At 59.7% G+C, this 23,064-nt stretch carries 20 protein-coding genes; 13 read left to right on the plus strand and 7 right to left on the minus strand.

Features of this window, described 5'->3' with window-relative positions; all coding sequences use genetic code 11:
- Positions 1-138: 138 nt before the first annotated feature.
- The gene (gene tcdA / locus KW838_RS24570) at positions 139-957 is read left to right on the plus strand and encodes a tRNA cyclic N6-threonylcarbamoyladenosine(37) synthase TcdA (protein WP_218503822.1); all 819 of its coding nucleotides are present in this window, start codon (positions 139-141) and stop codon (positions 955-957) included.
- Between the two features lie 118 nt (positions 958-1,075).
- Here the strand turns inward: tcdA and KW838_RS24575 are convergent, their stop codons facing one another.
- The 4 genes from KW838_RS24575 to KW838_RS24590 form a co-directional block, all read right to left on the minus strand.
- Positions 1,076-1,480, minus strand: a complete 405-nt coding sequence (locus KW838_RS24575; RefSeq protein WP_218503823.1) for a SufE family protein — start codon at positions 1,478-1,480, stop codon at positions 1,076-1,078.
- Positions 1,477-2,682 (minus strand): aminotransferase class V-fold PLP-dependent enzyme, encoded by a 1,206-nt coding sequence (locus KW838_RS24580; protein WP_218503824.1) that lies wholly within the window; start codon positions 2,680-2,682, stop codon positions 1,477-1,479. Before KW838_RS24580 ends, KW838_RS24575 begins: the two co-directional genes overlap by 4 nt.
- A gap of 128 nt (positions 2,683-2,810) precedes the next feature.
- A complete protein-coding gene (gene dapD, locus KW838_RS24585) occupies positions 2,811-3,845 on the minus strand; it encodes a 2,3,4,5-tetrahydropyridine-2,6-dicarboxylate N-succinyltransferase (protein ID WP_015093756.1) in 1,035 nt (344 codons plus the stop codon).
- Between the two features lie 32 nt (positions 3,846-3,877).
- Complete coding sequence (locus KW838_RS24590) at positions 3,878-4,240, minus strand: ArsC family reductase (RefSeq protein WP_218503825.1); 363 nt, start codon at positions 4,238-4,240, stop codon at positions 3,878-3,880.
- A 316-nt stretch (positions 4,241-4,556) separates the two neighbouring features.
- On the opposite strand from KW838_RS24590, the gene KW838_RS24595 reads away from it, so the two are divergent.
- A complete protein-coding gene (locus KW838_RS24595; RefSeq protein WP_218503826.1) occupies positions 4,557-6,188 on the plus strand; it encodes a Na+/H+ antiporter in 1,632 nt (543 codons plus the stop codon).
- Positions 6,189-6,279: 91 nt separating this feature from the next.
- Here KW838_RS24595 and dapC read toward each other — a convergent pair whose 3' ends face one another.
- The 3 genes from dapC to map form a co-directional block, all read right to left on the minus strand.
- Complete coding sequence (gene dapC, locus KW838_RS24600) at positions 6,280-7,479, minus strand: succinyldiaminopimelate transaminase (protein WP_102699383.1); 1,200 nt, start codon at positions 7,477-7,479, stop codon at positions 6,280-6,282.
- A gap of 158 nt (positions 7,480-7,637) precedes the next feature.
- Positions 7,638-10,340, minus strand: coding sequence for a [protein-PII] uridylyltransferase (locus tag KW838_RS24605; protein WP_218503827.1), 2,703 nt, complete (start codon positions 10,338-10,340; stop codon positions 7,638-7,640).
- Positions 10,341-10,381: 41 nt separating this feature from the next.
- Positions 10,382-11,164 (minus strand): type I methionyl aminopeptidase, encoded by a 783-nt coding sequence (map, locus tag KW838_RS24610; protein ID WP_102699381.1) that lies wholly within the window; start codon positions 11,162-11,164, stop codon positions 10,382-10,384.
- A gap of 371 nt (positions 11,165-11,535) precedes the next feature.
- Between map and rpsB the strand changes: the two genes are divergently transcribed.
- The 11 genes from rpsB (at position 11,536) to lpxD (ending at position 23,054) form a co-directional block, all read left to right on the plus strand.
- A complete protein-coding gene (gene rpsB / locus KW838_RS24615; RefSeq protein ID WP_007978390.1) occupies positions 11,536-12,273 on the plus strand; it encodes a 30S ribosomal protein S2 in 738 nt (245 codons plus the stop codon).
- A 189-nt stretch (positions 12,274-12,462) separates the two neighbouring features.
- Complete coding sequence (gene tsf / locus KW838_RS24620; RefSeq protein ID WP_095965037.1) at positions 12,463-13,326, plus strand: translation elongation factor Ts; 864 nt, start codon at positions 12,463-12,465, stop codon at positions 13,324-13,326.
- 209 nt (positions 13,327-13,535) lie between these two features.
- Complete coding sequence (gene pyrH / locus KW838_RS24625) at positions 13,536-14,279, plus strand: UMP kinase (RefSeq protein ID WP_003222124.1); 744 nt, start codon at positions 13,536-13,538, stop codon at positions 14,277-14,279.
- Complete coding sequence (frr, locus tag KW838_RS24630; RefSeq protein WP_007978385.1) at positions 14,276-14,833, plus strand: ribosome recycling factor; 558 nt, start codon at positions 14,276-14,278, stop codon at positions 14,831-14,833. Before pyrH ends, frr begins: the two co-directional genes overlap by 4 nt.
- Positions 14,834-14,846: 13 nt before the next feature.
- A complete protein-coding gene (gene uppS / locus KW838_RS24635; RefSeq protein WP_102699380.1) occupies positions 14,847-15,602 on the plus strand; it encodes a polyprenyl diphosphate synthase in 756 nt (251 codons plus the stop codon).
- The gene (locus KW838_RS24640; protein WP_218503828.1) at positions 15,602-16,408 is read left to right on the plus strand and encodes a phosphatidate cytidylyltransferase; all 807 of its coding nucleotides are present in this window, start codon (positions 15,602-15,604) and stop codon (positions 16,406-16,408) included. The genes uppS and KW838_RS24640 overlap by 1 nt, the downstream gene beginning before the upstream one ends.
- Positions 16,405-17,595, plus strand: a complete 1,191-nt coding sequence (ispC, locus tag KW838_RS24645; protein ID WP_102699378.1) for a 1-deoxy-D-xylulose-5-phosphate reductoisomerase — start codon at positions 16,405-16,407, stop codon at positions 17,593-17,595. The genes KW838_RS24640 and ispC overlap by 4 nt, the downstream gene beginning before the upstream one ends.
- A gap of 53 nt (positions 17,596-17,648) precedes the next feature.
- Positions 17,649-19,001, plus strand: a complete 1,353-nt coding sequence (rseP, locus tag KW838_RS24650; RefSeq protein ID WP_102699377.1) for a sigma E protease regulator RseP — start codon at positions 17,649-17,651, stop codon at positions 18,999-19,001.
- A gap of 72 nt (positions 19,002-19,073) precedes the next feature.
- Positions 19,074-21,449, plus strand: coding sequence for an outer membrane protein assembly factor BamA (bamA, locus tag KW838_RS24655; protein ID WP_015093767.1), 2,376 nt, complete (start codon positions 19,074-19,076; stop codon positions 21,447-21,449).
- Positions 21,450-21,491: 42 nt separating this feature from the next.
- Entirely contained in the window at positions 21,492-21,995 is a 504-nt protein-coding gene (locus KW838_RS24660) for an OmpH family outer membrane protein (protein ID WP_015093768.1), read from the plus strand.
- 3 nt (positions 21,996-21,998) lie between these two features.
- Positions 21,999-23,054 carry a UDP-3-O-(3-hydroxymyristoyl)glucosamine N-acyltransferase gene (gene lpxD / locus KW838_RS24665; protein ID WP_218503829.1) on the plus strand — a complete coding sequence of 352 codons (1,056 nt, stop codon included), beginning with the start codon at positions 21,999-22,001 and terminating at the stop codon, positions 23,052-23,054.
- Positions 23,055-23,064: the final 10 nt, after the last annotated feature.

Here is a 23,064-nt window from a genome sequence, read left to right on the forward strand (position 1 = left end):
GCAGCTCACTGAACGTACATCGGACAGGGAAATGCCTGACGTTGGGCAATCTGCTTTCACATAAGTTCTTACATTTGTTGCTTGAAACTTAAATCTTGTAGCTGCGAAGTCTTATAATGCCCGCCGGTTTTTGGGGTAATGGTCATGAGTACTGAAGATCCGCGTTTTGCCGGCATTGCCCGTTTGTATGGCATCGAAGGCCTTGAGCGCCTGCGCGCAGCCCATGTGGCGATTGTCGGCGTTGGTGGTGTCGGTTCCTGGGCGGCGGAAGCCATGGCCCGTTGTGGCGTGGGCGAGATTTCGCTGTTCGATCTGGACGACGTCTGCGTCAGCAACGCCAACCGTCAGTTGCACGCGCTGGACAGTACCGTCGGCAAACCCAAGGTCGAGGTGATGGCCGAGCGTCTGCGCGGAATCAACCCGCACTGCACGGTGCACGCGGTGCCGGACTTCGTCACCCGCGATACCATGGCCGAGTACATCACGGCGAACATCGACTGCGTGATCGACTGCATCGACAGCGTCAACGCCAAGGCTGCGCTGATTGCCTGGTGCAAGCGTCGCAAGATCCAGATCATCACCACCGGCGGTGCGGGCGGGCAGATCGACCCGACCTTGATTCAGGTCTGCGACCTGAACCGCACGTTCAACGACCCACTGGCGTCGAAAGTGCGCTCAACGCTGCGCCGCGACTACGGCTTCTCACGCACCGTGACCCGCCATTACAGTGTGCCGTGCGTGTTTTCCACCGAGCAGCTGCGTTATCCGAAACCGGACGGCAGCATTTGCCTGCAGAAGAGTTTTGTCGGTGATGGCGTGAAGCTCGACTGCGCCGGCGGGTTTGGCGCGGTGATGATGGTGACGGCGACCTTCGGCATGGTCGCGGCGACCAAGGCTGTGGACAAGATTGTGGCCGGTGTGCGGCGGCCGGCGGATCGGGTCAAGCCTCAGATTTAAGTGTTGCTACTGATGGCCTCTTCGCGAGCAAGCCCGCTCCCACATTCGATGTTCAGTGAATACAGTTTTTGTGTACGACCGAAATCCAATGTGGGAGCGGGCTTGCTCGCGAAGGCGATTAACCGGCCAACTCATTCATTCGCTGAAGTACGGCGTTGAGGCCATTGCTACGAGACTGGGACAATTGCCGCCCCAATCCCAACTGATTGAACCAGTCCGGCAAATCCACCTGCTGCAATTGGGCCGCCGACAAGCCGTTGACCCGCGCCAGCAGCAATGCCACCAACCCGCGAATCAACCGTGCATCGCTGTTGGCGCTGAACTGCCAATGACCATCGCGCAATTCGCCCACCAGCCACACCTGGCTTTCACAACCGTACACCCGGTTGGCGTCGCACATTTGCGCGTCGCTCAAGGCAGGCAGGCGCTCGCCCCATTGCATCAGCAGGCGTGCGCGTTGTTCCCAGCCGGCGGCTTTGCCAAAGGTATCGAGTGCGGTCACGGCATCGGCAGGCAGGTTCATCGCAGCAGCTCCAGCGCCTGATCCAGGGCTTCAAAAAACCGTTCCAGGTCTTCGGAGTCGTTGTACAGCGCCAACGACACCCGAATCGCCCCCGCCAGTTCAAAGCGTTTGAGCAACGGCATGGCGCAGTGATGGCCAGCGCGCACCGCAATCCCTTGCTCAGTCAGCAAATGCGCCAGGTCGGCGTTATGCACACCCTCGACGGTAAAACTGGCCAGTGCCACTTGCGGCTTGCCCAGCAGGCGGATGCCGTGACGTGCCTCAAGACCCTTGAGCAAACAGGCATGCAGCGCCGTTTCATGGGCGGACACAGCGTCCTGATCAAGCCCGGCGAGGTAATCCAGGGTCGCTCCCAGGCCTATCACACTGGCAATCGGCGGCGTCCCGGCCTCGAAGCCCAGGGGGGCCGGGCGAAAGCGTGCGTCGTGATAATTGGCATCGAGCACCATTTCACCGCCGAACTGCCAGGGACGCAGCTGTTGCAGCGCGGTATTGCGCCCGAACAGCACACCCAGGCCATCGGGGCCGTAGAGCTTGTGGCTGGAGAATACATAAAAATCGCAGCCTAATGTTTGCACGTCGTGGCGGCCATGGACCACACCCTGGGCGCCGTCGATCACGGTCAGGGCGTTGTGCCCCTTGGCCAGTGCCAGCAATTGAGGCAGCGGCTGCCACGCGCCAATCACGTTGGACAGTTGACTGACGGCCAGCAGACGCGTGCGTGGGCCGATCAAACCGGCGGCGGCTTCAAGGTCGATCACGCCATCGGCGTCCAGCGGCAGGATCACCAGCTTCAGCTCGCGACGGTGCGCCAGTTGCTGCCACGGCAAAAGGTTGGCGTGATGCTCCAGGGCGCTGATGACAATTTCGTCGCCCGGATTGAAAAGAGGTTCCAGGCCATAGGCCAGGAGATTCAGCGCGGACGTCGCGCCGTGGGTAAAGATGATCTGCCCGCAATCGCCAGCATTGAGCCATTGCGCGGCTTTGCGACGGCTGTCCTCGAACGCCTGGGTGGCGTGGGCGCCGGGCAAGTGTTGCGCCCGATGCACGTTGGCCGCGCCGTTGGCGTAGTAGTGCGCCAGGGCATCCAGCAGGGCTTGAGGTTTTTGCGTGGTGGCGGCGTTGTCCAGATAGGTCTGGCCTTGGCGCTGCAGGGCGGCGATGGCCGGAAAATCGGCGCGCCAGGGAGAGAGAATCATCATGTGTTCAGCCCTGTGAACTTGGGCGGATGTACACCGGACCTTGTGGGAGCGAGCTTGCTCGCGATGGCGTCCGTAAGGTTGCCAAAAAGCATCGCGAGCAAGCTCGCTCCCACAGGTGCCTGCGGCACTTAGTTGTGAGCGTGCAGCGCTTCGTTCAACTCGATGGCCGATTTGTGGGTTTTGCATTCCACGGCGCCGGTCTCCGAATTGCGACGGAACAGCAGGTCCGGTTGGCCGGCCAGTTCACGGGCCTTGACCACTTTGACCAGTTGATTGTTCTCGTCCAGCAGCGCGACCTTGGTACCGGCGGTCACGTACAGGCCCGACTCGACGGTGTTGCGGTCGCCCAACGGGATACCGATACCGGCGTTGGCGCCGATCAGGCAGCCTTCGCCGACCTTGATCACGATGTTGCCGCCACCCGACAAGGTGCCCATGGTCGAGCAGCCGCCGCCCAGGTCCGAACCCTTGCCGACGAATACGCCAGCGGATACGCGGCCTTCGATCATGCCCGGGCCTTCGGTGCCGGCGTTGAAGTTGATGAAACCTTCGTGCATCACGGTGGTGCCTTCGCCCACGTAAGCGCCCAGGCGCAGGCGCGCAGCGTCAGCGATGCGCACGCCGGCCGGAACCACGTAGTCGGTCATTTTCGGGAATTTGTCCACCGAGAACACTTCCAGCAGCTCGCCGCGCAGGCGGGCTTCGAGTTGCAGTTCGGCCAGCTCGCTCAGGTCGACAGCGCCCTGGCTGGTCCAGGCCACGTTCGGCAGCAGCGGGAAGATCCCGGCCAGGTTCAGGCCGTGTGGCTTGACCAGGCGATGGCTCAGCAGGTGCAGCTTGAGGTACGCCTCCGGGGTGGACGACAGCTGGGCGTCTTCAGCCAGCAGGGTGGCGACCAGCGGCTTGTGGCTCTCGGCCAGGCGGGTCAGCAGGGCAGCCTGGGCAGCGTCGACGCCTTTGAGGGCTTCGGCCAGTTGCGAGGCCTGGGCGGTGCTGAATGCGATGGCCTGATTGCCTTCGGTGTAGCCCAGGATCGGTGCGATAGCAGCGACGACTTCAGCCGATGGCTTGAGAACCGGGGCGGCGTAGAACACTTCCAGCCATGCGCCTTGACGGTTTTGAGTGCCGACGCCGAAGGCCAGGCTGAACAGGGTAGTGGACATGTGAATACCTCTAACAAAATTGAACGGGCTGCTTACTTGAGCGCGGCCGCGTAGATATCTGGCTTGAAGCCAATCAGGGTTCGGTCACCGAGATCGAGCACCGGGCGCTTGATCATCGAGGGTTGTGCGAGCATCAGTTCGATGGCTTTCGTCTGGTCGAGATCGGCTTTGCGTTCGTCGTCGAGCTTGCGAAAGGTCGTGCCTGCACGGTTCAACACCACTTCCCAGCCGTGCTCGCCGCACCATTGGGTCAGGTGTTCACGGTCGATACCGACCGCTTTGTAATCATGAAAGTCATAGCTGACAGCGTGTTCATCGAGCCAGGTGCGCGCTTTTTTCATGGTGTCGCAGGCTTTGATGCCGAAAAGGTGCAACGTTTTGCTTGAAGCGGTCAAGGAATTGCCCCCTTTGCAGGTGCTGGAAATAAAAGGTGGAGGATTATGCCATGGCCGGACGGTTTCGCGGCGGCTGTGGTCGGGTTTGTATTGGTGTCATGCCATAAATCCCTCGTAGGAGCGAGCCTGCTCGCGATGAACCCGAGAGCGCCGCGGGGTATCAGGCAGCCGGCGTAATCGTTAACGACCATCGCGAGCGGGCTCGCTCCTACAGGAGGGCGGTATTCCGGCGTGCGACATTGGTGCAAGGGCCCCACGCATTCTAAGCAGCTAATATGGCACTTCCATGCTGTCGATTGTCCGGGAACCACGCTTTATGCAAACCGCCTACACCGTCCTGATCCTGTTGATGCTGGTCGGCGTTTCGCGCCTGATCGGACGGGTGATCCCGCTGCCGTTGCCGCTGGTGCAAATCGCCGCCGGGGCATTGCTTGCGTGGCCGACCCTGGGGTTGCATGTGGCCCTGGATCCCGAGTTGTTCCTGTTTCTGTTCCTGCCACCGCTGCTGTTCTCCGACGGTTGGCGCATGCCCAAGCGCGAATTCTGGCACCTGCGCGGACCGATCCTGACCCTGGCGGTGGGCCTGGTGTTGTTTACCGTGGTTGGCGCCGGCTATTTCATTCATTGGCTGCTGCCCGGTGTGCCGTTGCCGGTGGCGTTTGCGCTGGCGGCGGTGCTGTCACCGACCGACGCTGTGGCGGTTTCGGCGATCTCCCAGAACCGCTTGCCGACGCCGTTGATGCACATGCTGCAGGGCGAGGCGTTGATGAACGACGCTTCGGGTCTGGTGACATTCAAGTTTGCCCTGGCGGCTGCGGTGACCGGTGTGTTCTCGCTGGCCAACGCCAGTGTCACTTTCGTGCTGGTGGCGATCGGTGGCCTAGCCACCGGTGTGGCGTTGAGCTGGCTGGTCGGGCGCCTGCGTTCGTGGATGATCGCCCGCGGCTGGGACGACCCGGCCACACACGTAGTCTTCATGTTGCTACTGCCGTTCGCCGCGTACGTGCTGGCCGAGCGGGTGGGCGTGTCGGGCATCCTGTCGGCGGTGGCGGCGGGGATGATGCAGAGCTGGCTCGATCTGCTGCCGCGCCAGACCAACACGCGCCTGCTCAATCGCAGTGTCTGGTCATTGCTGGAGTTCGCCTTCAACGGCTTGATTTTCCTGCTGTTGGGCCTGCAGTTGCCGGACATCATCAAGGCGGTGGCCAGTCACGAAACCTCACTATGGCCGACGTTGTTGTATCGCGGGCTGGATGTGGTGGCGATTTTCCTGGTGCTGCTGGTTTTGCGGTTCGTCTGGGTGCAAAGCATCTGGCGGCTGTCCATTTTTGTGCGGCGCTGGCGTGGCAAGGCTGAGATAACCCGGGTGCCAAGCGCGCGTTCCTGCTGGTTGCTGACCGTCGGCGGCGTGCGCGGGGCCGTGACGCTGGCGGGTGTGATGTCGGTGCCGATGCTCATGGGGGGCAGTGCGTTTCCCGAGCGCGATCTGCTGATATTCATCGCCGCCGGGGTGATTCTGCTGTCGTTGATTGCGGCCTGCATCGCGCTGCCACTGTTGTTGCGCGGCATCGAAGCCAGCCCGGACGACAAGCGCCGCAACGAAGTGCGCGACGCCTGGCGCAAGACCGCCGAAGCGGCCATTCATGCGCTTGAGACAGAAGAGGTCAACCCGCAGGACGCCGCCCAGTCCGCGCTGGCCGCCGAACTCAAGGCGCGGATCATGTCCGAGTACCGGCACCAGTTGGAGGTGTTCAACGATTCAGCCGAAGCCCAGGCCCTGGCCTTTCAGATGGACTTGCTGGAGCGGCGCTTGCGCTTGAAGGCGCTGCGGGCGCAGCGCCTGGAGTTGTATAGCCTCAGTCGTCAGCACCAGATCGGCGATGACGTGTTGCGTGAGGTGCTGGGGGAGCTTGATCTGAGTGAAGCGAAACTGGGCCAGGTGAAATAACCGCTGACCCTTGTAGGAGCTGCCGCAGGCTGCGATCTTTTGATTTTCAAGGTCAAAAGATCGCAGCCTGCGGCAGCTCCTACAGAGAGACTTACTTGCGGCGCTGGATGAAGTCGCGAATGCGTTCGGCAGCCTCGACACACTCCGCCAACGGCGCAACCAGCGCCATGCGCACGCGCCCGGCGCCCGGATTGACGCCATCGACGTCCCGTGACAGGTAAGAGCCCGGCACCACGGTCACGTGCTCCTGCTCGAACAGGTCGCGGCAGAACGCTGCGTCGTCACCGGCTACATTCGGCCACAGGTAGAAACTGCCATCCGGGCGCTGTACGTCCAGCACCGGGCTGAGGATTTCCAGTACCGCATCGAACTTCTCGCGATACAACGCACGGTTGGCGCGCACATGCACTTCGTCATTCCACGCGGCAACGCTGGCCAGTTGGGTTTGAACCGGCATCGCGCAGCCGTGGTAGGTGCGGTAAAGCAGGAAGCCTTTGAGAATGTCGGCGTCACCGGCGACAAAACCCGAACGCAGGCCTGGCAGGTTCGAACGCTTGGACAGGCTGTGGAACACCACGCAGCGCTTGAAGTCCTTGCGGCCCAGTTCTGCGCAGGCGCTGAGCAGGCCTGGAGGCGGCGTTTGTTCGTCGAAGTAGAGCTCGCTGTAGCACTCGTCCGCGGCAATCACGAAGTCGTGTTCATCGGCCAGGGCGATCAGCTTTTTCAGGGTTTCAACCGGAATCAGTGCGCCGGTCGGGTTGCCTGGCGAGCACAGGAACAGGATCTGGCAGCGTTTCCAGATGTCCGGCGAAACGGCATCGAAATCCGGGTTGAAACCGTTTTCGTCCAGGCACGGCAGGTAATGCGGCTTGGCCCCGGCGAGGAACGCCGCGCCTTCGTAGATCTGGTAGAACGGGTTCGGGCTGACCACCAGCGCGTCATCACCACGGTTGACCACGGTCTGGGTGAAGGCGAACAGTGCCTCGCGGGTGCCGTTGACCGGCAGCACGTTGCGCGCCGGGTCGATCCAGCCTTTGGGGACATCGAAGCGACGTTCGCACCAGGCGGCGATGGCTTCGCGCAGGGCCGGGATACCGAGGGTGGTCGGGTATACGGCCATCTGATCGAGATTGCTGGCCAGCGCTTCGGCGACGAAGCTTGGCGAACGGTGTTTAGGCTCGCCAATGGACAGCGCAATAGGGCGCTTGTCCGGGTTGGGCGTGACACTGCCGAGCAGGGCGCGGAGTTTTTCGAACGGGTAAGGCTGGAGCTGGGACAGAGCGTTGTTCATCGATAAATCTCGTTCGGTGTTGGAGCGGCGCTGATCCCTGTAGGAGCGAGCTTGCTCGCGATGGTCGTCAACGATAACGCGTTCTTCCCAGAACAACGCGGTGTATTTGAGTTCATCGCGAGCAAGCTCGCTCCTACAAAAGGCGGGCCGTCGTTAAGTCAGATGCTGATGCGCGACAGTTTGATATCGGGTTCCTGGTTGACGCTCAACTGTTCGACGATTGCATCTTGTAACCGGCTGCACAGCAGCGGGTCGGACAGCGGCTGATTGTGGGCGTCGGTGATGAAGAACACGTCTTCCACGCGCTCGCCGAGTGTGGCGATCTTGGCGTTTTGCAGCGACAGATCGAACTCCAGGAAAATCGTGCCGATCCGCGCCAGCAGGCCCGGGCGGTCGGGCGCCGTGAGTTCCAGCACCGTCACCGGCCGCTGGGCGTCGTTGTGGATCGTCACCTGTGGTGCAAAGGCGAAATGCTTGAGCTGGCGCGGTACCCGGCGCTGGATGATGGTCGGGTAGTCGTCCGGGTTGCGCAGGGCCTCGGTCAGGCCGTCGCGGATCTGTTTGACCCGTGCCGGGTTATCGCCGATCGAGTCGCCGTCGGTGTCGAGCACGATGTAGGTGTCGAGGGTGAACTGGCTGCTGGAGGTGATGACCCGGGCGTCATGGATGTTCAGGTTGAGCTGGTCCATCGCGGCCACGGTCACGGCGAAGAAGTCGTGCTGGTCCGGGGCATAGATGAAGATCTGGGTCCCGCCCTCGAACTCGCGCTGGGTGGTCTCCTTGATCAGCACCAGGGGGCCGCCATCGGCCGGTTGCTGGAGGATCGCGTCGCTGTGCCAGGCCACATCGCCGGCGGTGTGACGCAGGAAATAGTCATCACCCAACTGCGCCCACAGCTGCTCGACATCGTCCGGGTCGGTGCCGCCGCGCACCAGAATGTCCAGGGCGGCGCTCTGGGTCTGGCGGATCTGCTCTTCGCGATCCACCGGATTCTCCAGGCCACGACGCAGGGCGCGCTTGGTTTCGGTGTAGAGCTGGCGCAGCAGGCTGGCGCGCCAGGAATTCCACAGCGTCGGGTTGGTGGCGTTGATGTCGGCGACGGTCAGTACATACAGGTAGTCAAGGCGGGTTTCGTCGCCGACGATCTGTGCGAAGTCGTGGATCACCTGCGGGTCGGACAGGTCCTTGCGTTGGGCGGTGGTCGACATCACCAGATGGTTTTGCACCAGCCACACGATCAGGCGGCTGTCCCACACTGGCAGCTGATGGCGCTGGCTAAACGCCTCGGCGTCGACCGCGCCGATGTCCGAGTGGTCGCCATGCCGGCCTTTGCCGATGTCGTGGTACAGGCCGGCCATGTAGATCAACTCGGGTTTGGGCAGCTTGCCCATGAGCTTGCTGGCCAGCGGGAATTTTTCCGACACCTGGGTGTACTGCAACTTACGCAGGTGCTTGATCAGATTCAGGGTATGGGCATCGACCGTATAGATGTGGAACAGGTCATGCTGCATCTGCCCGACGATAAAGCCGAATTCGGGCAGATAACGACCCAGGATGCCGTAGCGGTTCATTCGTCGCAGGTTGCGGTGGATGCCGATCTTGCACTTGAACAGCTCGATAAACAGGCTGGTGTTGCGAATATCGTTGCGAAAGTCGTCGTCGATCAGGTGACGGTTTTCCCGCAGCATGCGAATGGTGTCTGCGCGTACGCCCTTGATTTCCGGCTGCTGGGCCATCAATACGAAAATTTCCAGCATGGCGAACGGCGTGCGGCGGAAAACGTTGTGGTTGCGTGCTTCGATATAGCCATCATGCAGCTGGAAGCGCGAGTTGATCGGCTGCGGTGGTGCCTCGTCTTCCGGTGCGAGGATGACTTCCTCGAAGTGCTGGATGATCAGGTCGCTGAGCTGGGCGATGCTCATCACCACCCGGTAATACTGCTGCATGAAGTTTTCGATGGCTTGCTTGGCGTCGTCGCCTTTGAAGCCCAGCAGCCCGGCGATGGTGCGCTGGTGATCGAACAGCAGGCGGTCTTCGGCGCGACCGGCGAGCATGTGCAAGGCATAGCGAACCTTCCACAGGAACTCCTGGGAGGAGGCGAGCAATGCGTTTTCACTTTCGACCAGGAAGCCTTCGCCCGCCAGTGCCCGCAGGTTCAGGGTGCCGTACTCGCGACGGGCCACCCACAGAATCGTCTGGATATCCCGCAGGCCGCCGGGCGAGCCCTTGACGTTGGGTTCCAGGTTGTATTCGGTGTCGTTGTACTTGTGGTGGCGGGCCTTTTGTTCGGCACGCTTGGCCAGGAAGAAGTCCTTGCTCGGCCACATGTGCCCGGTGCTGGTGACGTCCAGCATGCGCTGGCGCAAACGCTCGGGGCCGGCGATGGTGCGGCTTTCCATCAGGTTGGTGACGACCGTCAGGTCGGCGCGGGCCTCGACGGCGCACTCGTCGACCGAGCGAACGCTCTGACCGACCTCCAGGCCGATGTCCCACAACAGTGTCAGAAAGCGCTCGATGGAATCGCGGAAAACTTCGTGGTCCGCGCTGTCCAGCAGGATCAGCAAATCGATGTCGGAATAAGGGTGCAATTCACCGCGGCCGTAGCCACCGACCGCGACCAGCGCGATGTCGGCGTCCTCGCTCCAGCTGAACTGCTCCCAGGCCTTTTGCAGGATGTTGTCGACGAACCAGGCGCGATCCTCGATCAGTCGACGAATGTCCCGGCCATTGCGAAAGCGGGCGTCGAGCACCTCGCGGGCCTGACGGATCGCCTTCTTGAAGGCCGCGATCGGGCTTGCCTTCAGGGCCAGTTCAGCCTGGAACTGGCCACGGTCGAAGAGTTCGGGATCCACCTGCGGCATCGATTGGCTTTCCTTTCTATAGGCGAGATACGCTGGCGAGATCAGGCCGAAACGCGAGGGATGGTGTCATCGCTGCGCAGGGTGAAGATCTCGTAACCGGTTTCGGTCACCAGCAGGGTGTGTTCCCACTGTGCCGAGAGCTTGCGGTCCTTGGTGATCGCGGTCCAGCCATCGCCCAGAACCTTGGTGTCGGCACGGCCCTGGTTGATCATCGGCTCGATGGTGAAGGTCATGCCGGCCTTGAGTTCCATGCCGGTGCCAGCGCGGCCGTAGTGCAGGATCTGCGGCTCTTCGTGGAACACCTTGCCGATACCGTGGCCGCAGAATTCGCGAACCACCGAGAATCCGTTCTTTTCAGCGTGCTTCTGGATGATTTCGCCGATGTCGCCCAGGCGGCAGCCAGGCTTGACGATTTCAATCGCCTTGTACATGCATTCCTGGGTCACCTGGGACAGGCGCTCGGCCCAGACCGGCACGCTGCCGACGTGGAACATGCGGCTGGTGTCGCCATGATAGCCGTCCTTGATGACGGTGACGTCGATGTTCAGGGTATCGCCGTCTTTCAGCGGCTTGTCGTTCGGGATGCCGTGGCAGACCACATGGTTGATCGACGTGCAGATCGACTTTGGATAGCCCTTGTAGTTGAGCGGGGCAGGGATGGCTTTCTGCTCATTGACGATGTAGTCGTGGCAGATCTGGTTCAGTTGATCGGTGGTAACGCCCGGCTTGACATGTTCGGCAATCATTTCCAGCACATCGGCGGCCAGTTTGCCGGCGATACGCATTTTGGCGATATCCTCGGGCGTTTTGAGGGTGACGGTCATACAGGCTCTCTCTGCGCCAGGCGGCGCTTTCTGAACGGAAAGGGCATTGCGCGATGGGTCTTCGCAGCCCTGAAAAATACGATTCTACCAGACGATCAGCGCAAATCTGCGCCTGTGTGCATCGCTTCTCCCTATAGAATGGTGCATTCTTGGAGGATTCCAAGGGATGGCGCAATGTGCTTGCCAGGATTTCAGAATCCGGGTTCCGTTTTGCCCTGCCTTGTGATATAAAATGCGCCGCTTTCCGGGGATGTCCCGAAAAGCCTAAATCCACACACGTGTCGACACGATGACCTGGGTGCCTTCAGCTGATGCTGCTGGTTGGTCATTGGGATACGTGGAGGCCAAACCCGACTTATTAAGGAACTATCATGTCCCAAGTCAACATGCGCGATATGCTGAAGGCCGGTGTGCACTTCGGTCACCAGACCCGTTACTGGAACCCGAAAATGGGCAAGTACATTTTCGGCGCGCGTAACAAGATCCACATCATCAACCTTGAAAAAACCCTGCCAATGTTCAACGAAGCTCTGACTTTCGTAGAGCGTCTGGCCCAGGGCAAAAACAAGATTCTGTTCGTCGGCACCAAGCGTTCCGCTGGCAAGATCGTTGCTGAAGAAGCAGCACGTTGCGGTTCGCCGTACGTCGATCACCGCTGGTTGGGCGGCATGCTGACCAACTTCAAGACCATCCGTGCTTCCATCAAGCGTCTGCGTGACCTTGAAGTTCAAGCCGAAGACGGTACTTTCGCCAAGCTGACCAAGAAAGAAGCGCTGATGCGCACTCGTGACCTGGAAAAGCTGGATCGTTCCCTGGGTGGTATCAAGGACATGGGCGGTCTGCCAGACGCTCTGTTCGTTATCGACGTTGATCACGAGCGCATCGCGATCACCGAAGCCAACAAGCTGGGTATCCCGGTTATCGGCGTAGTCGATACCAACAGCAGCCCGGAAGGCGTTGACTACATCATCCCAGGCAACGATGACGCAATCCGCGCTATCCAGCTGTACATGGGTTCGATGGCTGACGCTGTGATCCGCGGCCGCAACAACGTTGCCGGCGGCACCGAAGTTTTCGTTGAAGAAGCTCCGGTAGCAGCAGCTGAGTAATTGACGCCTTGGCGTTGACTCAGTAAGCAAAAAGGGGGCTTGGCCCCCTTTTTGCCACCTCGAAAACCATTTGTCGGCGCCCACTGCTCTATCTGTAACGTGCGGCAGCTAACAAGGGTGGTTCGGGAAGAATTGATCGCCCGTTCGATCGGGTGGAATGGTTGAAAACCTATCCAAGAGGATTTTGAAATGGCAGAGATTACTGCAGCGTTGGTCAAAGAACTGCGCGAGCGTACTGGCGAAGGCATGATGGACTGCAAAAAGGCCTTGACCAAGGCTGGCGGCGACATCGAGAAAGCCATTGATGATATGCGTGCTTCGGGCGCCATCAAGGCTGCCAAGAAAGCCGGCAACGTTGCCGCTGAAGGCGCTATCGCCATCAAGGCTGACGACAAGGCAGCCGTGCTGCTGGAAGTCAACTCGCAGACCGACTTCCTGGCCCTGCAAGACGACTTCAAGAACTTCGTTGCTGCCAGCGTAGAGAAAGCCTTCGACGAAAAACTGACCGACGCAGCTCCGCTGATCGCCGCTCAGGAATCGGCTCGTGAAGCACTGGTTGCCAAAGTTGGCGAAAACGTCAACATCCGTCGCCTGGTGCGCGTAGAGGGCGACGTTGTCGGCACCTACCTGCACGGTAACAAGATCGGTGTTGCTGTTGTTCTCAAGGGCGGCGATGTTCAGCTGGCCAAAGAGATCGCCATGCACGTGGCGGCAAGCAACCCTGAGTTCCTGCTGCCATCGCAGGTTTCGCCAGAAGCCATCGAGCGCGAGAAGGGCGTTTTCCTGACCCTGAACGAAGACAAGATGAAAGGCAAGCCAGCTGAAATCGTCGAGAAGATGATTGCTGGTCGTATCACCAAGTTCCTGGCTGAAGCCAGCCTGGTCGAGCAAGCTTTCGTCATGAACCCGGAAGTGACCGTAGGCGCCCTGGCCAAGAAAGCCGGCGCTGAAATCGTTTCCTTCACCTACTTCAAGGTAGGCGAAGGCATCGAGAAGCCAGTGGACAACTTCGCAGAAGAAGTTGCTGCCCAGCTGGCTGCCGCCAAGCAATAAGACGGTTTTTTAACTGTCGCCCAGAAGAGGCTGCCCGCTCACGCGCGCAGCCTCTTTTCAGATGGGGCACCAATTTTTATTGGTTTCCTTTTGGAACTGGCTTACAAAGCCATGTTCCGATGGCGCTGAAGCAGCGCCAAGCTAGAGTGAACGCCAGCTGTAAACAGCTCGCAAAGAATTTTTAAAATACGCCGCAGGAGAGATTCGCAATGGCTCAGCAGGGCAGTGGTTATCAGGCTCGCTATAAACGCATTCTACTCAAGCTCAGCGGCGAGGCCCTGATGGGCTCGGAAGAGTTCGGGATCGATCCGAAAGTTCTGGATCGCATGGCATTGGAAGTTGGCCAACTGGTCGGCATCGGTGTACAGGTCGGTCTGGTTATCGGTGGTGGCAACCTGTTCCGCGGTGAAGCGCTGAGCAAGGCTGGCATGGATCGGGTCACTGGTGACCACATGGGCATGCTGGCCACTGTGATGAACGCCCTGGCCATGCGCGACGCCCTTGAGCGCGCCAACATCTCGGCCATCGTGATGTCCGCTATTTCCATGGTTGGCGTGACTGATCACTATGATCGCCGCAAGGCCATGCGCCACTTGAACTCCAAGGACGTGGTGATTTTCGCGGCCGGTACCGGCAACCCGTTCTTTACGACGGATTCGGCTGCCTGCCTGCGTGCAATCGAAATCGATGCCGATGTCGTGCTCAAGGCGACCAAGGTCGACGGCGTCTACACCGCTGACCCGTTCAAAGACCCGCATGCCGAGAAGTTCGATCATCTGACTTACGATGAAGTGCTGGATCGCAAGCTGGGTGTGATGGACCTGACGGCCATTTGCCTGTGCCGCGACCACAAGATGCCGCTACGCGTATTTAACATGAACAAGCCCGGCGCCCTGCTGAACATCGTGCATGGCGGCGCTGAAGGAACCCTGATCGAGGAAGGCCAACAATGATCAACGAAATCAAGAAAGACGCTAAAGAGCGCATGCAAAAGTCCGTGGAATCGCTGGCGCACAACTTCGGCCGCATTCGTACCGGTCAAGCGCACCCGAGCATCCTGGAAGGCGTGATGGTGCCGTACTACGGTTCCGACACCCCGATCAAGCAAGTGGCCAACATCACTGTCAAGGATGCCCGTACCCTGCAAGTCGTTGCCTTCGAGCGCAACATGCTGGGCGCCGTCGACAAGGCAATCGGCAGTGCAGGCCTGAACCTGAACCCGACCAACCTTGGTGAGCTGCTGCTGATCAGCATGCCGGCCCTGACCGAAGAAACCCGTCGCGGTTTCACCAAGCAGGCCCGTGATGTGGCGGAAGATGCCCGTGTTGCCGTGCGCAACATCCGTCGCGATGCAAACAGCTCGCTGAAGGATCTGGTCAAGGAAAAGGAAATCAGCGAAGACGAAGAGCGTCGCGCCACTGGCGAGATCGACGATCTGACCAAGAAGTTCGTAGCTGAAATCGACGCTAAGTTGGCGGAGAAAGAAAAAGACCTGATGGCCGTATAAGGGTCGCGTTTTCATGGAAAAGACCAAGCAGACTGCACCGTCCGCGGTGCCGCGCCATGTCGCGATCATCATGGATGGTAACAATCGCTGGGCGAAAAAACGCTTTATGCCGGGTGTCGCCGGGCATAAAGCGGGCGTGGATGCGGTGCGTGCGGTCATTGAGGTCTGTGCCGAGGCCAAGGTCGAGGTGCTGACCCTGTTCGCCTTTTCCAGCGAGAACTGGCAGCGTCCGGCCGATGAGGTCAGCGCCTTGATGGATCTGTTCTTCAAGGCGCTGCGTCGTGAGGCCAAGCGCCTCAACGACAACAACATCAGCCTGCGCATCATTGGTGACCGCTCGCGTTTTCATCCCGAGCTGCAGGCTGCCATGCGCGAAGCCGAGGCCATGACGGCTGGCGCCAATCGTTTTGTCCTGCAGATCGCCGCCAATTACGGCGGTCAGTGGGATATCGCGCAAGCGGCGCAACGACTGGCACGAGAGGTTCAGGCCGGACATTTGCGTCCGGAAGACATTACGCCTGATCTGCTGCAGACCTGCCTGGCCACAGGTGATCTGCCGTTGCCTGACTTGTGTATCCGTACCGGTGGCGAGCATCGCATCAGCAATTTCCTGCTCTGGCAGCTGGCCTATGCCGAGCTGTATTTTTCCGACCTGTTCTGGCCGGACTTCAAACACGATGCCATGCGCAATGCGCTGGCCGATTACGCTTCCCGCCAGCGCCGCTTCGGTAAAACGAGCGAGCAGGTCGAGGCTGGAGCCCGGGTTTAATGCTTAAACAACGAATCATCACCGCGCTGATCCTGCTGCCGATTGCCCTGTGCGGGTTTTTCCTGCTTGAAGGTTCCGGTTTTGCACTGTTCATCGGGTTGGTAGTTACCCTTGGTGCATGGGAGTGGGCGCGTCTGGCGGGTTTCGCCGGTCAAGCGTTCCGCGTCGGTTTTGCCGCTGTGGTCGCCTTGATGCTGTTTGTCATGTGCATCCTGCCCGGGCTGGCGCCTTGGGTATTGGGCGCTTCGGTGCTGTGGTGGGCGGTGGCGACGTACCTGGTGCTGACTTATCCGCGTTCGAGCGAGCATTGGTCCAATGCGGCGACCAGGCTGGTGATCGGCCTGTTGATTCTCCTGCCGGCCTGGCAGGGGCTGGTGCAGATCAAGCAGTACCCGCTGGGTAACTGGCTGATCATGGCCGTGATGGTGCTGGTCTGGGGTGCCGATATCGGTGCCTACTTCTCCGGTCGTGCCTTCGGCAAGCGTAAACTCGCGCCGCAGGTCAGTCCGGGCAAAAGCTGGGAAGGCGTGTACGGTGGTCTGGCGCTGAGCCTGGTCATTACCACGCTCGTTGCTCTGGTGCGCGACTGGACGGTGGCGCAGCTGTTCAAAGGGCTGATCTGTGCTGCGCTGATCGTGTTCATTTCGGTGGTGGGCGACCTCACTGAAAGCATGTTCAAACGTCAGTCGGGGATCAAGGACAGCAGCAATCTGCTTCCGGGTCACGGTGGTGTGCTGGATCGAATCGACAGCCTGACGGCGGCCATTCCGGTGTTCGCCGTGCTGTTGTGGATGGCGGCCCCATGAGCCGCCCGCAACAGATTACCGTTCTGGGGGCAACCGGTTCGATTGGCCTGAGTACGCTCGACGTCATCGCTCGTCATCCTGATCGTTACCAGGTCTTTGCCTTGAGTGGCTTCACTCGCTTGAGTGAATTGCTGGCGCTCTGCGTGCGCCATATCCCGCGATTTGCCGTAGTGCCCGAGGTCGCGGCTGCCCGCACCTTGCAGGATGATTTGCGCGCGGCGGGTCTTCCAACCCGTGTTCTGGTGGGTGAGGAAGGTTTGTGTCAGGTCGCTTCCGATCCGGAAGTCGATACGGTCATGGCGGCCATCGTCGGTGCGGCGGGATTGCGCCCGACGCTGGCGGCGGTCGAGGCGGGCAAGAAGATCCTCCTGGCCAATAAAGAAGCGCTGGTCATGTCTGGCGCGCTGTTCATGCAGGCGGTGCGCAAGAGCGGTTCGGTATTGCTGCCGATCGATAGCGAGCACAACGCCATTTTCCAGTGCATGCCGCACGATTATGCCCGTGGCCTCGAGGCGGTCGGCGTTCGCCGGATTTTGCTGACGGCTTCCGGCGGTCCGTTCCGGCAGACGCCACTGGCTGAACTGGCGCATGTTTCTCCCGATCAGGCGTGCGCTCACCCGAATTGGTCCATGGGGCGAAAGATCTCCGTGGACTCGGCCAGTATGATGAACAAGGGGCTTGAGCTGATCGAGGCCTGCTGGCTGTTCGATGCCAAGCCATCCCAGGTCGAGGTAGTGATTCACCCGCAAAGCGTGATTCATTCGCTCGTCGACTACGTCGATGGTTCTGTCCTGGCGCAGTTGGGTAATCCGGACATGCGCACGCCTATCGCCAATGCCCTGGCCTGGCCGGAGCGGATTGACTCGGGTGTGGCGCCGCTGGATCTGTTTGCCATTGCACGGCTGGACTTCCAGGCGCCCGATGAAGAGCGTTTCCCTTGTTTGCGCCTGGCTCGCCAGGCGGCCGAGGCGGGTAATAGCGCGCCAGCCATGCTCAATGCGGCAAATGAAGTGGCGGTGGCGGCATTTCTCGACGAGCGGGTTCGTTACCCGGAAATCGCGAGTATCATCGAGGAAGTACTGAGTCTGGAGCCCGTCGTGGCAGTGGATGATCTCGAGGCAGTGTTCACGGCAGACGCGAAAGCGCGATTGCTGGCCGGACAATGGTTGAGCCGTCACGGGCGGTAAATGCTGCAGATAGTCGACCCAGGCAGCAGCGGATAGGATTGCGGAGAAAGTAGATGAGCGCGCTCTATATGATTGTCGGCACCCTGGTCGCTCTGGGTGTGCTGGTTACCTTCCACGAGTTCGGCCATTTCTGGGTCGCGCGTCGCTGTGGGGTCAAAGTGCTGCGCTTCTCCGTAGGCTTCGGCATGCCTTTGCTGCGCTGGCACGACAAGCAGGGCACCGAATTTGTCGTTGCCGCCATCCCGTTGGGCGGCTACGTGAAAATGCTCGACGAGCGCGAAGGCGAAGTGCCGCCCGATCAGCTCAGTCAATCCTTCAATCGCAAATCCGTTCGTCAGCGCATTGCCATCGTAGCGGCGGGGCCGATCGCCAACTTCCTGCTGGCATTGGTGTTCTTCTGGGGATTGGCAATGCTCGGCAGCGAGCAGGTGCGTCCGGTCATCGGGGCTGTCGAGTCCGGCAGCATCGCGGCCAAGGCGGGTTTGAGTCCCGGCCAGGAAATCGTGGCCATCGATGGTGAGGCGACTTCCGGCTGGGCGGAGGTGAATCTGCAACTGGTTCGCCGCCTGGGCGAAAGCGGCTCGTTGCAGATATTGGTTCGCGAGCAAGGCTCGACGACCGACTCTCCACGTGAACTTGCGCTGGATAAATGGCTCAAAGGGGCTGACGAGCCCGACCCCATTCATTCGTTGGGGATTCGCCCTTGGCGCCCGGCATTGCCGCCTGTTCTGGCCGAACTCGATCCAAAGGGGCCGGCCCAGGCTGCCGGCCTGAAGACCGGTGACCGGTTGCTGGCGCTCGATGGTCGTACGCTGGATGACTGGCAACAGGTCGTCGATACCGTCCGTATGCATCCTGGTACCAAAATCATGCTTCGGGTTGAGCGGGACGGTGCTCAAATCGACGTCCCGGTGACACTTGCCGCTCGCGGCGAGAGCAAGTCACCCAGCGGCTACCTGGGGGCAGGGGTGAAGGCTGTCGATTGGCCGCCGGAGATGATCCGCGAGGTCAGTTATGGACCATTGGCAGCGATTGGCGAGGGGGCTCGGCGCACCTGGACCATGAGCGTGCTGACCCTCGATTCACTGAAGAAAATGTTGTTCGGCGAGCTCTCGGTAAAAAACTTGAGTGGACCGATAACCATTGCTAAAGTGGCGGGCGCTTCGGCCCAGTCGGGTGTTGCTGATTTCCTGAATTTCCTTGCTTATCTGAGTATTAGCCTGGGGGTTCTGAATTTGCTGCCCATTCCTGTGCTGGATGGGGGGCATTTGTTGTTTTATCTGATCGAGTGGGCGCGTGGTCGTCCCTTGTCGGATCGGGTGCAAGGTTGGGGGATACAGATCGGCATCAGTTTGGTGATCGGAGTGATGTTGCTTGCTCTGGTTAATGATCTGGGTCGTCTGTAACGTCGCTGAATTGCGAATCTGCCGCATTTTGCGGCAGTTTGTTTATTGCCAGTTGGAATAAGAAAGGACTTCATGAAACGTCTGCTGCTAACTGCGGTTCTCACCGTATTGATGATCGCCGAAGTTCACGCCGAGTCCTTCACTATCTCTGATATTCGCGTCAATGGCCTCCAGCGGGTCTCCGCGGGTAGCGTCTTTGGTGCTTTGCCGTTGAACGTCGGTGAACAGGCGGATGATCGTCGCCTGGTGGAATCCACTCGTGCGTTGTTCAAAACCGGTTTCTTTCAAGATATCCAGCTGGGCCGCGATGGCAACGTCCTGGTCATCACGGTAGTCGAGCGCCCGTCGGTCGCCAGTATCGAGATCGAAGGCAACAAGGCGATCTCTACCGAAGACCTGATGAAAGGCCTCAAGCAATCCGGTCTGGCCGAGGGCGAGATCTTCCAGCGTGCCACCCTTGAAGGTGTGCGTAACGAGCTGCAGCGCCAGTACGTCGCCCAGGGTCGCTACTCGGCTACCGTCGACACCGAAGTGGTGCCGCAGCCGCGTAACCGCGTTGGCCTGAAGGTCAACATCAACGAAGGTACCGTTGCGGCTATCCAGCACATCAACGTGGTGGGCAACACGGTCTTCCCCGATGAAGACCTGATCGACCTTTTCGAACTCAAGACCACCAACTGGTTGTCGTTCTTCAAGAACGATGACAAGTACGCCCGTGAAAAACTGTCCGGTGACCTGGAGCGTCTGCGTTCCTACTACCTGGACCGTGGCTATATCAACATGGATATCGCTTCGACCCAGGTTTCCATTACGCCGGACAAGAAACACGTCTATATCACCGTCAACGTCAACGAAGGTGAAAAATACACTGTTCGTGACGTCAAGCTCAGCGGTGATCTGAAAGTCCCTGAAGACCAGATCAAGTCCCTGTTGCTGGTGCAGAAAGGCCAGGTGTTCTCGCGCAAGCTGATGACCACCACCTCCGAGCTGATCACCCGTCGCCTGGGTAACGAAGGCTACACCTTCGCCAACGTCAACGGCGTGCCTCAACCGCACGATGAAGATCACACCGTGGACATCCTGTTCGCGGTCGATCCGGGCAAGCGTGCCTACGTGAACCGCATCAACTTCCGTGGCAACACCAAGTCCGAAGACGAAGTGCTGCGTCGTGAAATGCGTCAGATGGAAGGCGGCTGGGCTTCGACCTACCTGATCGATCAATCCAAGACCCGTCTGGAGCGCCTGGGCTTCTTCAAGGAAGTCAACGTCGAAACCCCGGCCGTACCGGGTGTCGATGACCAGGTGGACGTCAACTACAGCGTTGAAGAGCAAGCCTCCGGTTCGATTACCGCCAGCGTCGGTTTCGCCCAGAGTGCCGGCCTGATCCTCGGTGGTTCGATCACCCAGAACAACTTCCTGGGTACCGGTAACAAGGTCAGCGTCGGCTTGACCAAAAGCGAATACCAGACCCGCTATAACTTCGGTTTCGTCGACCCCTACTGGACCGCCGACGGCGTGAGCCTGGGTTACAACGCCTTCTACCGCACGACTGACTACGATGACCTCGATACTGACGTCGCCAGCTACGCCGTAGACAGCCTGGGTGCCGGTGTGAGTGTCGGTTATCCAATCAGCGAGACTTCGCGTCTGACCTTCGGCCTGAATGCGCAACAAGACGAAATCAAGACCGGCGTCTACACCGTTGACGAGATCTTCGACTTCGTTAACAAGGAAGGCGACAAGTACCTGAACTTCAAGGCTTCGGCCGGTTGGTCCGAGTCCACCCTGAACAAGGGCGTGCTTGCTACCCGTGGTCACTCCCAGAGCCTGGTGCTGGAATCCACGATTCCAGGCAGCGACCTGTCGTTCTTCAAGCTCGACTACCGTGGCCAGTTGTTCCAGCCATTGAGCGAGAACTACACCATGCGCCTGCACACCGAGCTGGGTTATGGCGATGGTTACGGTTCGACCGACGGCTTGCCATTCTATGAAAACTACTATGCTGGTGGTTTCAACTCGGTACGCGGCTTCAAGGACAGCACCTTGGGTCCTCGCAGTACGCCAAGTACCGGCAAGAACCCTGGTACAGCGTTCGACCCGGACCAGGATCCACTGCCGTTCGGTGGTAACGTCCTGATCCAGGGCGGTGTGGAGGTTCTGTTCCCGCTGCCGTTCGTCAAAGATCAACGCTCCCTGCGTACCTCGGTATTCTGGGATGTGGGTAACGTGTTCGATTCGTCGTGCTCGGATACCACAAACGCTGATGGCACGAAGTCCGACACCAAGTGCAACGACATTAGCCTGAGCAATATGGCCAGTTCTGTTGGTGTAGGTGTGACGTGGGTCACTGCACTGGGTCCTTTGAGTTTCGCATTGGCCATGCCGGTCAAGAAACCGGATGACGCCGAGACTCAAGTGTTCCAATTTTCCCTCGGCCAGACGTTCTAAGCGTCTGACCCAAGATAACAATGAATTTTGTAGGAGTGCATCGTGCGTAAGTTGACTCAATTGGTTCTCCTGGCCAGCGTCCTGGTCGCTGGTCCGGCATTTGCCGACATGAAAATTGCAGTTCTGAACTATCAGATGGCTCTGCTGGAGTCCGACGCGGCCAAGAAATACGCCGTGGATGCCGAGAAGAAGTTCGGTCCTCAGTTGACCAAGCTCAAGACCCTGGAAACCAGCGCCAAGGGTATTCAGGACCGCCTGATGGCCGGTGGCGACAAAATGCAGCAGGGCGAGCGCGAGCGTCTGGAGCTTGAATTCAAGCAAAAGGCCCGTGACTTCCAGTTCCAGTCCAAGGAGTTGAACGAAGCCAAAGCCGTTGCCGACCGTGAAATGCTGAAGCAGCTCAAGCCGAAACTGGACAGCGCTGTGGAAGAAGTCATCAAGAAAGGTGCTTTTGACCTGGTCTTCGAGCGTGGCGCAGTGATTGATGTCAAGCCTCAGTACGACATCACTCGCCAGGTTATCGAGCGCATGAATCAGCTGAAGTAATCCATGACAGTGACCATTAAGCTCGGCCAATTGGCCGAGTTCCTCGGCGCCACGCTACGTGGCGACCCGGAGAGAGAAATTACTGGGCTAGCCACCTTGCAGGAGGCTGGCCCAGCTCAGTTGAGCTTTCTCGCAAACCCTCAATACCGTAAGTACCTGGCGGACAGCCGGGCCGCAGCACTGTTGCTGAAGGCTGCTGATACCGAAGGTTTTGCCGGTAATGCACTGGTGGTGCCTGATCCGTATCTGGCCTACGCGCGTGTTTCCCACCTGTTCGATCCAAAGCCGAAAGCGGCTGCCGGCATTCACCCGACAGCGGTTGTGGCCGAGGACGCGGTGGTTGACCCGGCTGCGAGTATCGGTGCCTTTGCGGTGATCGAAAGCGCGGCACGTATTGCTGCCGGCGTGACCATCGGTGCACATTGCTTCATCGGTGCCCGTTGCGAAATCGGCGAAGGCGGTTGGCTGGCCCCGCGGGTCACGCTGTACCACGACGTGCGCATCGGCAAGCGTGTGGTCATTCAGTCAGGTGCCGTGCTCGGCGGCGAAGGCTTCGGTTTTGCCAATGAGAAAGGTGTCTGGCAGAAAATTGCCCAGATCGGTGGCGTGCTGGTCGGTGATGATGTCGAGATTGGCGTGAATACCGCTATCGATCGCGGCGCATTGGCCGATACCATTCTCGGTAATGGTGTGAAGCTCGACAACCAGATCCAGATCGCCCACAACGTTCAGGTCGGTGATCACACCGCCATGGCGGCCTGTGTCGGGATTTCCGGCAGCACCAAAATCGGCAAGCATTGCATGCTCGCTGGCGGTGTAGGGCTGGTGGGGCACATCGAAATTTGCGATAACGTTTTCATCACCGGGATGACCATGGTGACCCACTCGATTACCGAAAAGGGTTCCTATTCTTCCGGTACGGCCATGCAGCCAGCAGCCGAATGGCGCAAAAGCGCGGCTCGCATCCGTCAGCTCGATGACATCGCGCGGCGCCTGCGACAGCTGGAAAAGCAAGTAGGGGAAGTGACCCCTGACGGTAATGCTTCATCAGATGGCTGATACCATTTCC

The organism is Pseudomonas sp. PDM27, from assembly GCF_019219205.1.
In the GTDB taxonomy this organism is placed as follows: Bacteria; Pseudomonadota; Gammaproteobacteria; order Pseudomonadales; family Pseudomonadaceae; genus Aquipseudomonas; species Aquipseudomonas laurylsulfatiphila.